At 65.7% G+C, this 12,135-nt stretch carries 13 protein-coding genes; 9 read left to right on the top strand and 4 right to left on the bottom strand.

Translation table 11 applies throughout. The features are described from left to right. Window positions 1-21 precede the first annotated feature (21 nt). The 4 genes from lpxA to ACTJLD_RS26815 are packed head-to-tail and all read left to right on the top strand — an operon-like array spanning window position 22 to window position 3,397. Complete coding sequence (lpxA, locus tag ACTJLD_RS26830; protein ID WP_021159113.1) at window positions 22-810, top strand: acyl-ACP--UDP-N-acetylglucosamine O-acyltransferase; 789 nt, start codon at window positions 22-24, stop codon at window positions 808-810. Between the two features lie 3 nt (window positions 811-813). Continuing rightward, entirely contained in the window at window positions 814-1,983 is a 1,170-nt protein-coding gene (gene lpxB / locus ACTJLD_RS26825) for a lipid-A-disaccharide synthase (protein WP_027787095.1), read from the top strand. Continuing rightward, window positions 1,980-2,624, top strand: a complete 645-nt coding sequence (rnhB, locus tag ACTJLD_RS26820; RefSeq protein WP_027787096.1) for a ribonuclease HII — start codon at window positions 1,980-1,982, stop codon at window positions 2,622-2,624. Before lpxB ends, rnhB begins: the two co-directional genes overlap by 4 nt. Continuing rightward, on the top strand, window positions 2,621-3,397 hold the full coding sequence (locus ACTJLD_RS26815; protein WP_440659969.1) for a TrmH family RNA methyltransferase: 777 nt from the start codon (window positions 2,621-2,623) through the stop codon (window positions 3,395-3,397). The genes rnhB and ACTJLD_RS26815 overlap by 4 nt, the downstream gene beginning before the upstream one ends. Before the next feature lie 103 nt (window positions 3,398-3,500). Here ACTJLD_RS26815 and ppsR read toward each other — a convergent pair whose 3' ends face one another. Then, the gene (gene ppsR / locus ACTJLD_RS26810; RefSeq protein ID WP_021159117.1) at window positions 3,501-4,316 is read right to left on the bottom strand and encodes a posphoenolpyruvate synthetase regulatory kinase/phosphorylase PpsR; all 816 of its coding nucleotides are present in this window, start codon (window positions 4,314-4,316) and stop codon (window positions 3,501-3,503) included. Window positions 4,317-4,691: 375 nt separating this feature from the next. On the opposite strand from ppsR, the gene ppsA reads away from it, so the two are divergent. The 3 genes from ppsA (at window position 4,692) to ACTJLD_RS26795 (ending at window position 8,700) form a co-directional block, all read left to right on the top strand. Then, the gene (ppsA, locus tag ACTJLD_RS26805) at window positions 4,692-7,091 is read left to right on the top strand and encodes a phosphoenolpyruvate synthase (protein ID WP_027787098.1); all 2,400 of its coding nucleotides are present in this window, start codon (window positions 4,692-4,694) and stop codon (window positions 7,089-7,091) included. Window positions 7,092-7,296: 205 nt separating this feature from the next. Beyond that, window positions 7,297-7,731: an NfeD family protein gene (locus ACTJLD_RS26800; protein ID WP_027787099.1), complete on the top strand. Its 435-nt coding sequence runs from the start codon at window positions 7,297-7,299 to the stop codon at window positions 7,729-7,731. 33 nt (window positions 7,732-7,764) lie between these two features. Continuing rightward, window positions 7,765-8,700, top strand: a complete 936-nt coding sequence (locus tag ACTJLD_RS26795; protein WP_014896750.1) for an SPFH domain-containing protein — start codon at window positions 7,765-7,767, stop codon at window positions 8,698-8,700. 235 nt (window positions 8,701-8,935) lie between these two features. Here ACTJLD_RS26795 and smpB read toward each other — a convergent pair whose 3' ends face one another. After that, on the bottom strand, window positions 8,936-9,382 hold the full coding sequence (smpB, locus tag ACTJLD_RS26790) for an SsrA-binding protein SmpB (protein ID WP_006478511.1): 447 nt from the start codon (window positions 9,380-9,382) through the stop codon (window positions 8,936-8,938). Window positions 9,383-9,480: 98 nt separating this feature from the next. Between smpB and ACTJLD_RS26785 the strand changes: the two genes are divergently transcribed. Then, window positions 9,481-9,918 carry a type II toxin-antitoxin system RatA family toxin gene (locus ACTJLD_RS26785; RefSeq protein ID WP_027787100.1) on the top strand — a complete coding sequence of 146 codons (438 nt, stop codon included), beginning with the start codon at window positions 9,481-9,483 and terminating at the stop codon, window positions 9,916-9,918. Window positions 9,919-9,922: 4 nt separating this feature from the next. Continuing rightward, window positions 9,923-10,246 carry an RnfH family protein gene (locus ACTJLD_RS26780; RefSeq protein WP_021159122.1) on the top strand — a complete coding sequence of 108 codons (324 nt, stop codon included), beginning with the start codon at window positions 9,923-9,925 and terminating at the stop codon, window positions 10,244-10,246. Between the two features lie 54 nt (window positions 10,247-10,300). On the opposite strand, the gene ACTJLD_RS26775 is transcribed toward ACTJLD_RS26780, so the two are convergent. After that, entirely contained in the window at window positions 10,301-11,284 is a 984-nt protein-coding gene (locus ACTJLD_RS26775; RefSeq protein WP_440659966.1) for a DMT family transporter, read from the bottom strand. Window positions 11,285-11,420: 136 nt separating this feature from the next. Next, on the bottom strand, window positions 11,421-12,104 hold the full coding sequence (locus ACTJLD_RS26770; protein WP_091921063.1) for a Vgb family protein: 684 nt from the start codon (window positions 12,102-12,104) through the stop codon (window positions 11,421-11,423). Window positions 12,105-12,135: the final 31 nt, after the last annotated feature.

Below are 12,135 nucleotides of genomic sequence, written 5' to 3'. Positions count from 1 at the left end.
CACATCGAGAGGCAACGGCGCATGACCAGGATTCATCCCACCGCGATTGTCGAACCGGGCGCGCAGATCGACGAATCGGTAGAGATCGGCCCGTACGCGATCGTCGGCCCGCACGTCACGATCGGCGCGCGCACGACGATCGGCTCGCACAGCGTGATCGAAGGCCATACGACGCTCGGCGAGGACAACCGCATCGGCCATTACGCGTCGGTCGGCGGCCGTCCGCAGGACATGAAGTACAAGGACGAGCCGACGAAGCTCGTGATCGGCAGCCGCAACACGATCCGCGAATTCACGACGATCCACACGGGCACCGTGCAGGACGGCGGCGTGACGACGCTCGGCGACGACAACTGGATCATGGCCTATGTGCACATCGGTCACGACTGCACTGTCGGCAGCCACGTGATCCTGTCGAGCAACGCGCAGATGGCCGGCCACGTCGAGATCGGCGACTGGGCGATCGTCGGCGGGATGTCGGGCGTCCACCAGTTCGTGCGCATCGGCGCGCACTCGATGCTCGGGGGTGCTTCGGCGCTCGTGCAGGACATTCCGCCGTTCGTGATCGCGGCGGGCAACAAGGCAGAGCCGCACGGCATCAACGTCGAAGGGCTGCGTCGGCGCGGCTTCTCGCCCGATGCGATCTCGGCGCTGCGCAGCGCTTACCGCCTGCTGTACAAGAACGGCCTGTCGTTCGAGGAAGCGAAGGTGCAGCTGCGCGAGCTCGCGGAAGCGGGCGGCGACGGCGACGCGGCGGTCAAGGCGTTTGTCGAGTTCATCGACGCGTCGCAACGCGGCATCATCCGCTAAGCGATGCCGCTTCCGACCACTCAGCTCCGGCTCGCGATGGCGGCCGGCGAACCGTCGGGCGACCTGCTCGGGGCGTCGCTGCTCGGCGGGCTGCGCGAGCGGCTGCCGGAATCGGCCCAGTATTACGGGATCGGCGGGCAGCGGATGATCGCGCAGGGCTTCGACTCGCACTGGCAGATGGACAAGCTGACCGTGCGCGGCTACGTCGAGGCGCTCGGCCAGATTCCCGAGATCCTGCGGATTCGCGGTGAGCTGAAGCGCCAGTTGCTCGCCGAGCGACCGGACGCGTTCATCGGCATCGACGCACCCGACTTCAACTTCAGCGTGGAACAGGCCGCGCGCGACGCCGGTATCCCGTCGATCCACTTCGTGTGCCCGTCGATCTGGGCATGGCGCGGCGGCCGGATCAAGAAGATCGCGAAGTCCGTCGACCACATGCTGTGCCTGTTCCCGTTCGAACCGGCGATTCTCGACAAGGCAGGTGTTGCCTCGACCTACGTCGGCCATCCGCTGGCCGACGAGATTCCGCTCGAGCCTGACATGCACGGCGCGCGCATCGCGCTCGGATTGCCGGCCGACGGCCCGGTGATCGCGGTGCTGCCGGGCAGCCGGCGTTCGGAAATCGCGCTGATCGGCCCGACGTTCTTTGCGGCGATGGCGCTGATGCAGCAGCGCGAGCCTGGCGTGCGGTTCGTGATGCCGGCGGCGACGCCCGCGTTGCGCGCGCTGCTGCAGCCGCTCGTCGACGCGCATCCGCAGCTTGCGCTGACGCTCACCGACGGCCGCTCGCAGGTCGCGATGACGGCGGCCGACGCGATCCTCGTGAAGAGCGGCACGGTCACGCTGGAAGCCGCGCTGCTGAAGAAGCCGATGGTGATCTCCTACAAGGTGCCCTGGCTGACCGGGCAGATCATGCGCCGGCAGGGGTACCTGCCGTACGTCGGCTTGCCGAACATCCTGGCGGGGCGTTTCGTCGTGCCCGAGCTGCTGCAGCACTTCGCGACGCCCGAGGCGCTCGCCGATGCGACGCTCACGCAGCTGCGCGACGACGCGAACCGCCGCACACTGACCGAAGTATTCACCGAAATGCATCTTTCGCTGCGGCAGAACACGGCCGCGAAGGCGGCCGAAGCGGTCGTGCGCGTGCTCGAACAACGCAAGGGGCGCGCATGACCGCAGTACGTGCACCACGCCGCCGCGCGTCGAGCGACGTGCAGGACGGTTTCGATTTCAGCCGGCCCGACGAGATCGTCTGCGGCGTCGACGAAGCCGGTCGTGGCCCGCTCGCGGGGCCGGTGGTGGCCGCCGCCGTGATCCTCGATCCGGCGCAGCCGATCGACGGGCTCGACGATTCGAAGGCGCTGTCCGCGAAGAAGCGCGACGCGCTGTACGACCTGATCGTCGCACGTTCGCGCGCGTATTGCGTCGCGTCGGCGAGCGTCGACGAAATCGACACGCTGAATATCCTGCACGCGACGATGCTCGCGATGAAGCGGGCGGTCGAGGGCCTGTCGGTGCTGCCGACGCTCGCGCAGATCGATGGCAACCGCTGCCCGACGCTGACGGTGCGTGCCGAGGCGATCGTCAGCGGCGATGCGCTCGTGCCGAGCATCTCGGCCGCGTCGATTCTCGCGAAGGTCACGCGCGATCGCATGCTCGTCGACCTGCACGAGCGTTTCCCGGTGTACGGCTTCAACGTACATGCGGGCTACGGCACCGCGAAACACCTTGCCGCGCTACGCGAGCACGGGCCATGCGAAGCGCACCGGCGCTCGTTCGCGCCGGTTCGCGCGGCACTCGACCTGATTCGATGAAAAGCATCACTTCCCGCGACAACCCGCTGTACAAGCGCCTGAAGGCGCTCGCGGGTTCGACGCCCCATCAGCGCCGCAGCGGCCAGGCGCTGCTCGAAGGATTCCATCTCGCGAGCGCGTACCTCGATACGGGCGCGACGCCCGAGCTGTGCGTGGCGACCGAAGGCGCACTCGGCCACGCGGAAGCGCAGGCGATCGTCGCGCGCATCGATGCGCAACGGATCGTCACATTGCCCGACGCGCTGTTCGGGCAGTTGTCGAACGTCGTCAACGGCGTCGGCTTCCTGCTGCTCGTCGAGCGTCCGGCGCAACCGCTGCCCACTCGCGTCACGCATACGTCGGTCGTGCTCGACGGCGTGCAGGACGCCGGCAACGTCGGCTCGATCCTGCGCAGCGCGGCGGCCGCAGGCGTGCGCCACGTGTTCTGTGCGCCGGGGACGGCGTACGCATGGTCGTCGAAGGTGCTGCGTTCGGGCATGGGCGCGCATTTCCTGCTGTCGATCCACGAGGATGTCGAAGCCAGTGAACTCGCCGAACGCCTCGATGTACCGGTTGCGCTGACCGACTCGCACGGCGCGCAGGCGATCTACGATTGCGATCTGTCGGGCCCCGTGGCGTGGGTGTTCGGCAACGAGGGCGCAGGCGTCTGCGCGTACTGGCGCGAGGTCGCCACGCATCGCGTGACGATTCCGCAGCCGGGCGGGATGGAGTCGCTGAACGTCGCAGCCGCGGCGGCGGTGTGCCTGTTCGAGCAGGTGCGTCAGCAGCGGTGAGCGTGACGCCACGCTCGCGCATTCCGCGCACCAAGAGAAAAGGCCGCGTTCGACGCGGCCTTTTCGTTTCCGGCGGCGTCTGGGCGGCCGCCGGCGCTCGACCTTAGTACGACTGCCGGTCGAGGCGGACTTCCTGCAGGATCGTCGTCGCGATTTCCTCGATCGACTTGTGCGTCGACGACAGCCACTTGATCCCCTCGCGGCGCATCATCGCTTCCGCCTCGTTGATTTCGTAGCGGCAGTTCTCGGGTGCCGCGTACTTGCTGCCCGGGCGCCGCTCGTTCCGGATCTCCGACAGGCGCTGCGGGTCGATCGACAGCCCGAACAGCTTCTCGCGGTGCGAGGCGAGCGCCGACGGCAGCTTGCCGCGTTCGAAGTCTTCCGGAATCAGCGGATAGTTCGCTGCCTTCACGCCGTACTGCATCGCGAGATACAGGCTCGTCGGCGTCTTGCCGCTGCGCGACACGCCGACGAGGATCACGTCGGCCTCCGACAGGTTGCGGTTCGACTGGCCGTCGTCGTGCGCGAGCGAGAAGTTGATCGCTTCGATCCGCGTCTTGTATTCCTCGGTGTCCGCGTTCTGGTGGCCGCGGCCCATCGCGTGGCTCGACTTGAGCTCCAGTTCCTGTTCGAGCGGTTCGACGAAGCGCTGGAACATGTCGAGCACGAGTGCGTTCGAGCGTTTGACGATGTCGTTCGACTCGCTGTCGACGAGCGTCGTGAACACGATCGCGCGGCGGCCGTCGTGCACGGCGGCCTCGTTGATCTTCTCGACGGTCGCATAGGCCTTGTCGAGCGAGTCGACGAACGGCACGCGCACGAGACGGAATTTCTGGTCGAACTGGGAGAGGATCGAGTGCGCGAAGGTTTCGGCAGTGATCCCGGTGCCGTCGGAGACGATGAATACGGTAGGCAGCATGAATCTGGACGTCGAGCGTGAAGGGCGGTTGCGCGGGCGGCTGGAGGGTCGCCTCCAGACGCAGTGACAAGGTCGCGCCACATCCGGCAGCCGGCACGGTAGAATAGCGGCAACCTGTTGGATAAGCAATTGCGGGGGCAGGGCGCGAACGGCGCCCCAGGCTTTGCCGCTCGATTCCATAATTCCCGGCAAGTTTGGCGATTTGTCTGCAAATATCGCCCTTCTGCCGGGATTTTTGCAAATCGGGTCGGAAGATTTTCGCCGCTGCGAGTGTTTCTCCAACAGGTTGCGCAAGACGCGCCGCGCCTTTTTGCAAGCGCCCGCGTCCGAGCCCACTTGCGCAATCGAGCATTTTTTTCACACTTAGGGGCTTGTATGACTAACGCAGCAAACGTCGCAAAGGACCAGGCGTATGTAATTCCGTTCGAGCAGTTGCGGATGACCGATGTGGAAATCGTCGGCGGCAAGAATGCGTCGCTTGGCGAAATGATCAGCCAGCTTTCCGAAGCAGGCGTTCGCGTACCCACCGGTTTCGCCACGACCGCGCTCGCGTTCCGCGATTTCCTCAAGCACAACGACCTTACCGACCGCATCGCCAAGCGTCTCGAGTCGCTCGACATCGACGACGTGAAGGCGCTCGCCGAAGCTGGTGCGGAAATCCGCAAGTGGATCGTCGATGCGCCGATGCAGGCACGTCTCGAGCAGGAAATCCGCGAGCAGTTCGACATCCTGAAGAACAGTTCGCCGGGCGAGCTGTCGTTCGCCGTGCGCTCGTCCGCTACCGCGGAAGACCTGCCCGACGCATCGTTCGCCGGTCAGCAGGAGTCTTACCTGAACGTCGTCGGCATCGAAGACGTGCTCGACCGCATGAAGCACGTGTTCGCGTCGCTGTACAACGACCGCGCGATCTCGTACCGCGTGCACAAGGGCTTCACGCACGCGGAAGTCGCGCTGTCGGCCGGTGTGCAGCGCATGGTTCGCTCGGACGTCGGCGCGGCCGGCGTGATGTTCACGATCGACACCGAATCGGGCTTCAAGGACGCCGTGTTCATCACGTCGAGCTACGGCCTGGGCGAAACCGTCGTGCAGGGCGCGGTGAACCCGGACGAGTTCTACGTGTTCAAGACGACGCTCGCACAGGACAAGTACCCGATCATCCGCCGCTCGATCGGCTCGAAGCTGATCAAGATGGAATTCACGCAGCCGGGCGAGCCGGGCCGCGTGAAGACGGTCGACGTGCCGCACGAACAGCGCAACCGCTACTCGATCACCGACGAAGACGTGATCGAGCTGGCGAAGTACGCGGTCATCATCGAGAAGCACTATCAGCGTCCGATGGACATCGAGTGGGGCAAGGACGGCCGCGACGGCAAGATCTTCATCCTGCAGGCACGCCCGGAAACCGTGAAGAGCCAGGCAACCGGCAAGGCCGAGCAGCGCTTCAAGCTGAAGGGCCAGTCGCAGGTGCTCGCGACGGGTCGTGCGATCGGCCAGAAGATCGGCGCGGGCCCCGTGCGCGTGATCCAGGATCCGTCGGAAATGGAACGCGTGCAGCCGGGCGACGTGCTGGTGGCCGACATGACCGACCCGAACTGGGAGCCGGTGATGAAGCGTGCGGCCGCGATCGTCACGAACCGTGGCGGCCGGACCTGCCACGCGGCGATCATCGCGCGTGAGCTCGGCGTGCCGGCAGTCGTCGGCTGCGGCGATGCGACCGACGTCCTGAAGGACGGCGCGCTCGTCACCGTGTCGTGCGCGGAAGGCGACGAAGGCAAGATCTACGACGGCCTGCTCGAGACGGAAGTCACGGAAGTGCAGCGCGGCGAACTGCCGGAAATCCCGGTCAAGATCATGATGAACGTCGGCAACCCGCAGCTCGCGTTCGACTTCTCGCAACTGCCGAACGGCGGCGTGGGTCTCGCGCGTCTCGAGTTCATCATCAACAACAACATCGGCGTTCACCCGAAGGCGATCCTCGAGTACCCGAACATCGACCAGGACCTGAAGAAGGCCGTCGAGAGCGTCGCGCGCGGTCATGCATCGCCGCGTCAGTTCTACGTCGACAAGCTGACGGAAGGTGTCGCGACGATCGCTGCGGCGTTCTATCCGAAGCCCGTGATCGTGCGTCTGTCCGACTTCAAGTCGAACGAGTACAAGAAGCTGATCGGCGGTTCGCGTTACGAGCCGGACGAGGAAAACCCGATGCTGGGTTTCCGCGGCGCATCGCGCTACATCGCTGAAGATTTCGCGCAGGCGTTCGAGATGGAATGCCGTGCACTGAAGCGCGTGCGCGACGAGATGGGCCTGACCAACGTCGAGATCATGGTGCCGTTCGTGCGTACCGTGAAGCAGGCGGAGCGTGTCGTCGGCCTGCTCGAGAAGTTCGGCCTGAAGCGCGGCGAAAACGGCCTGCGCCTCGTGATGATGTGCGAAGTCCCGACCAACGCGATCCTCGCCGAAGAGTTCCTGGAGCACTTCGACGGTTTCTCGATCGGCTCGAACGACCTCACGCAGCTCACGCTCGGCCTTGACCGCGATTCGGGCATGGAACTGCTGGCTGTCGACTTCGACGAACGTGACCCGGCCGTCAAGTTCCTGCTGAAGCGCGCGATCGATACCTGCCGCAAGATGGGCAAGTACGTCGGTATCTGCGGCCAGGGCCCGTCCGATCATCCGGACTTCGCGCAATGGCTGACCGACGAAGGCATCGTGTCGATCTCGCTGAACCCCGACACGATCATCGATACGTGGCAGGCGCTTGCCAACCGGAAGTAACGGTCGGCGATGCCGCTTCGGTGAAAGCGCGGTGCCGCCGCGCTTTCGTTGAAGGCAAAATGCAAGGTTCGTGTTATAAACACCCCGGTACGCACCGGGGTGTTTTTATTTGTCGGTACGCAACGTGCCGATCCGGGCGTGCCGGTCGCCTCCGCTCGCGGCAGCGAATATAGTGAGTATCGGGGGCGTTTTTCTGGAGGCCAAAATGATGTCGGGGCATCTGTTCTGGTGGGTCGCGGTGGGCGTGCTGGTCGTGGCCGAACTGCTGACGGGCACGTTCTACCTGCTGATGATCGCACTCGGCTTTCTCGCGGGCGGCTTGCTGCAACTGGCTGGTTTCGCACCGCACGTGCAGTTCGGTGCGGCGGCCGCGGTCGCGATCGTCGCGATGATCGCGCTGCGCCGCTCGGGGCTCGGCCGCAAGCAGAAGCGCGACACGTCGACGAATCCGGACGTCAATCTCGACATCGGCTCGACCGTTACGGTCGATGCGTGGCGCGACGGCCGTGCGCGCGTGCAGTATCGCGGTGCCGACTGGGACGTCGAGCTCGCGAACGGCGAGCGCGACGATGCGCATGTGTATCAGGTGAGTGCCGTGCGCGGCAATTGTCTCGTGGTCGTGGCGAAACCCGCGGGCTGATCGTCCGCCGATACAACAAGGAGGGAATATTTCATGGATTCGCTGATCATCTGGGTTGTCCTGCTCGTCATTGCGATCGTGATCGTGTCGAAGACGGTGAAGATCGTGCCGCAGCAGCATGCGTGGGTGCTCGAGCGCTTCGGGCGCTATCACGCGACGCTGTCGCCCGGCCTGAATATCGTGCTGCCGTTCGTCGATCGCATCGCGTACCGGCACGTGCTGAAGGAAATCCCGCTCGACGTGCCGAGCCAGGTCTGTATCACGCGCGACAACACGCAGCTGCAGGTCGACGGCGTGCTGTACTTCCAGGTGACCGATCCGATGAAGGCGTCTTACGGGTCGAGCAACTTCGTGCTCGCGATCACGCAGCTCGCGCAAACGACCTTGCGTTCGGTGGTCGGCAAGCTCGAACTCGACAAGACGTTCGAGGAGCGCGACTTCATCAACCACAACATCGTGTCGGCGCTCGACCAGGCCGCGGCGAACTGGGGCGTGAAGGTGCTGCGTTACGAGATCAAGGACCTGACGCCGCCGAAGGAAATCCTGCACGCGATGCAGGCGCAGATCACCGCGGAGCGTGAAAAGCGCGCGCTGATCGCCGCATCCGAAGGCCGCAAGCAGGAGCAGATCAACCTCGCGTCGGGCGCGCGCGAAGCGGCGATCCAGAAATCCGAAGGCGAGCGCCAGGCTGCGATCAACCAGGCGCAGGGCGAGGCCGCTGCGATTCTGGCGGTGGCCGAGGCGAACGCGCAGGCGATCCAGAAGATCGCGAACGCGATCCAGTCGCAGGGCGGGATGGATGCGGTGAACCTGAAGGTCGCCGAACAGTATGTCGGGGCGTTCTCGAATCTCGCGAAGCAGGGCAACACGCTGATCGTGCCGTCGAACCTGTCGGATCTCGGCACTGCGATCTCGTCGGCGCTGACGATCGTCAAGAACGCGGGGGCGGCCTCGGGCGGGAAGGCCTGAGTCGGACGCACGCGGTGTGCGAAGGGCACGCCGCCTACGATCGGTGTGCGGCGAATCGTCGCGCAGTCGGGGCGCGGATGATGCCCGCGGCACCTTTCTTCGGCCGTCGCAGGCGGCATGGCGTGCCGAAAGCCGCCTCAGCCGCCGCCGCACAGCCGGCATCGGCGATTCACGTAGTCCAAAGCAACACGGCCCGCTTCGAGCGGGCCGTGTCGTTTGCGGGGTGCGTCGCGCGTCAGGTGCCGGCGCGCATGATGCGTGCCTTTTCGCGTTCCCAGTCGCGCTTCTTCTCGGTTTCGCGCTTGTCGTGCAGCTTCTTGCCCTTTGCGAGCGCGATGTCGCACTTCACGCGACCGCCCTTGTAGTGGAAGTTCAGCGGCACGAGCGTGTAGCCGCGCTGCTCGACCTTGCCGATCAGCTTCTTGATTTCCTCGCGGTGCAGCAGCAGCTTGCGCGTGCGAACCGGGTCGGGCTTGATGTGCGTCGAGGCTTCGGGCAGCGGGCTGATATGGGTACCGATCAGGAAGATCTCGGCGTTCTTCACCACGACGTAGCCTTCCTTGATCTGGCCGCGCCCGGCGCGCAGCGCCTTGACTTCCCAGCCCTCAAGCACGAGCCCCGCTTCGTAGCGTTCCTCGATGTGATAATCGAAGTGCGCTTTCCTGTTGTCGATGATGCTCATGAAAGGATCGGGCCAACTCGTTTAAAATCACGATTTTAGCAAAGCAGGGCGGGAATCGCCCGGCTTGCGTTCTCACCTTGAGCGATGCCGCGCGATTTATGGCAGATGTCCAGAAAACCGTATTGATCCGTCATTCGGCGGAACAGATGTTCGACCTCGTCACCGACGTGGCCGATTACCCCAATTTCCTGCCCTGGTGCGGCGGTGTCGAGGTTCGCCGTCAAGACGAGAGCGGGATGGAAGCGCGCATCGACATCAACTTCAAGGGCATCAAGCAGCACTTCGCGACGCGCAACACGCAGCAGCGCCCGACGCGGATCGACATGGAGTTCACGGACGGCCCGTTCAAGAAGTTCACGGGCTCGTGGCGCTTCACGGCGCTGCGTGCCGATGCGTGCAAGATCGAATTCGCGCTGCACTACGAGTTCTCGAACATCCTGCTCGAGAAGATCATCGGGCCGGTGTTCAGCCACATCGCGAACACGTTCGTCGATTCGTTCGTGAAGCGCGCCGACCAGCGCTACGGGAAGGGGTGACGCGATGCTGTCGATCGAAGTCTGTTACGCGCTGCCGGATCGCCAGACGCTGATTCCGCTGTCGCTCCCCGAAGGGGCGACCGTTCGTTCGGCGATCGATGCGAGCGGCGTGCTCGCGCTGCACCCGGAAATCGATCTCGCGAACGCGAAGACGGGCGTGTACGGGAAGCTTGCGCCGCTCGACACGCTGCTCGCCGACCATGACCGCGTCGAGATCTACCGCCCGTTGATCGTCGATCCGAAACTCGCGCGCCAGCGGCGCGTCGACAAGTCGCGCCGCGACGGCTCCATCGAGGGCCGCAAGTGGATGCACAAGGACGCGCGCTGACGCGGAGCGATCCGCGTCCTTCAACTCGATTCGTCTGAGCAAACGCCGCGGCGTTCAGTGGGCTGCGGCATTCGCGTTTGCCGGCGTGCTTCCCGCCGTCCCGCCGCTGGCGGGCGTGTCGCCATGCCGGCGCACCGATCCATAGACGCCGGCGAGCAGCAGCACCAGCGCGGCGATCTCGAGCGCATGCGGCATCCGCTGGTCGTACACGAACGCGTAAAGCATCGCGAATACGGTTTCGAACACGATCAGCTGGCCCGACAGCGTGAGGGGCAGCCGCTTCGACGCCGCATTCCACAGCCCGTTGCCGAGCCACGACGCACCGATCGCGAGCACGAGGTTCAGCAGCCAGAACAACTGCCAGCGCGACGCGGGCACCGCTTCCTGGAACGTGCCGGCCGGCAGCGCGAGGATCGCGATCCAGACGAGCCCGCCGATCAGGCCCGTCACGACACCCCACAAGACCGACCACTCGTTGCCGCCGAAACGATGATGGCGCTGCAGATAACGTGCGTTCGCGACCGCATACCAGGTCCAGCTCGCGAGCGCGCCCGCCGCGCAGGCGATGCCGGCGAGTTTCTGGCCGAGCGTCGTCGCATGTGCGGCCTCGGACGTGAACAGGTCGACGTTGATGCAGACGATGCCCGCGATCACCAGCGCCAGCGGGGCGGCGAGCCGGCGCAACGGCACGGCGCCGTGGTCGCCGAGGCCTGCGAGCGTCACCGTGACGGGCAGCACGCCGACGATCAGGGAGCTGGGTGCGATGCCGATCAGGTGCACCGCACCGGACAGCAGCATGTAGTACGCGACGTTGCCGATGACGGCGAGCCTGACCAGCGCGACGAGATCCTCGCGGGTCAGGCGCGCGAGCAGCGAGCGGGCCGCCGGCAGCGCGGCCGCGAGCGACACGAGACCGTACATCGCATAGCGGCCGGCGCTCAGCAGCAGCGGCGAGAAGTCGGTCAGCAGCCGCGGAACGAGAAACACCATGCCCCACAGGGCGCCTGCCAGGACACCATAGACCACACCGCGCTGCATCGACTGCTCCGAACACGTGACTGATGAGCGCGCATCTTAGCGACGCCGTCGCAGCGTCGTCTTGTTCATTCCTGCACTCGGGGCAGGCCGGTGGGTGGGCGCGCCGCGCGCAGCAGCGATCGCGGCAGGCGGCGGGTCAGTCGTCAGCCGGATCGGGCGCCGCCGCACCGCCGCCCGGTGCCCGCACCCGCGCGGGCCGCCGCACGGCGCGCAGCGTGCCGCTGTTGCCGCCGCCGCAGTAGAAGCGGTCGTGGCCGTCGGATTCGAGCCCCGACACACCGACGCCGGCCGGCATGTCGATCTGCTCGAGCACCCGGCCCGTGCGCGGATCGATGTGCCGCAAGTCGGCCTGATCGGCTTCCCAGGTGCCGTGCCACAGCTCTCCGTCGACCCACGTCACGCCGGTGACGAAGCGGTTCGACTCGATCGTGCGCAGCACGGCGCCCGACTGCGGATCCACCTGATGAATCTTGCGATCGCGGTACTGGCCGACCCACAGCGCGCCTTCGGCCCATGCCAGCCCCGAATCGCCGCCGCCGCCGGGAGCGGGAATCGTCGCGAGCACGCGGCCCGATTCGGGGTCGATCTTCTCGATGCGGTCCTCGACGATCTGGTACAGGTGGCGGCCGTCGAAAGCCGTGCCCGCATGCGCGGCGACGTCGATCGAGCGGACGGTCGTGCCGCGCTCCGGGTCGAGCGCATTCAGCTTGTCGCCGGACGCGTACCACACGTATTTCCCGTCGAACGTGACGCCGTGTACGCCGTCGACGCCGGGAAACGGGCCGTATTCGCGAAGGATCTCTGCACTGGAGCGTTTCATGTTCGTCACCTCGTCGTTCGGTGAGGTCATC

It is taken from the genome of Burkholderia sp. 22088 (assembly GCF_052045915.1).
Classification (GTDB): domain Bacteria; phylum Pseudomonadota; class Gammaproteobacteria; order Burkholderiales; family Burkholderiaceae; genus Burkholderia; species Burkholderia cepacia.
The sequence above is the reverse complement of the archived record's forward strand: the minus strand, read 5'-3'. Positions and strand labels throughout refer to the sequence as shown.

What these genes read in the sequence shown, in the direction of transcription:
- ppsA (WP_027787098.1), top strand. Translation starts at nt 4,692, where the DNA reads ATGACTAACGCAGCAAACGTCGCAAAGGACCAGGCGTATGTAATTCCG.
- ACTJLD_RS26785 (WP_027787100.1), top strand. Translation starts at nt 9,481, where the DNA reads ATGGCAGATGTCCAGAAAACCGTATTGATCCGTCATTCGGCGGAACAG.
- ACTJLD_RS26775 (WP_440659966.1), bottom strand. Translation starts at nt 11,284, where the DNA reads ATGCAGCGCGGTGTGGTCTATGGTGTCCTGGCAGGCGCCCTGTGGGGC.
- smpB (WP_006478511.1), bottom strand. Translation starts at nt 9,382, where the DNA reads ATGAGCATCATCGACAACAGGAAAGCGCACTTCGATTATCACATCGAG.
- rnhB (WP_027787096.1), top strand. Translation starts at nt 1,980, where the DNA reads ATGACCGCAGTACGTGCACCACGCCGCCGCGCGTCGAGCGACGTGCAG.
- ACTJLD_RS26795 (WP_014896750.1), top strand. Translation starts at nt 7,765, where the DNA reads ATGGATTCGCTGATCATCTGGGTTGTCCTGCTCGTCATTGCGATCGTG.
- lpxB (WP_027787095.1), top strand. Translation starts at nt 814, where the DNA reads ATGCCGCTTCCGACCACTCAGCTCCGGCTCGCGATGGCGGCCGGCGAA.
- ACTJLD_RS26780 (WP_021159122.1), top strand. Translation starts at nt 9,923, where the DNA reads ATGCTGTCGATCGAAGTCTGTTACGCGCTGCCGGATCGCCAGACGCTG.
- lpxA (WP_021159113.1), top strand. Translation starts at nt 22, where the DNA reads ATGACCAGGATTCATCCCACCGCGATTGTCGAACCGGGCGCGCAGATC.
- ACTJLD_RS26815 (WP_440659969.1), top strand. Translation starts at nt 2,621, where the DNA reads ATGAAAAGCATCACTTCCCGCGACAACCCGCTGTACAAGCGCCTGAAG.
- ACTJLD_RS26800 (WP_027787099.1), top strand. Translation starts at nt 7,297, where the DNA reads ATGATGTCGGGGCATCTGTTCTGGTGGGTCGCGGTGGGCGTGCTGGTC.
- ACTJLD_RS26770 (WP_091921063.1), bottom strand. Translation starts at nt 12,104, where the DNA reads ATGAAACGCTCCAGTGCAGAGATCCTTCGCGAATACGGCCCGTTTCCC.
- ppsR (WP_021159117.1), bottom strand. Translation starts at nt 4,316, where the DNA reads ATGCTGCCTACCGTATTCATCGTCTCCGACGGCACCGGGATCACTGCC.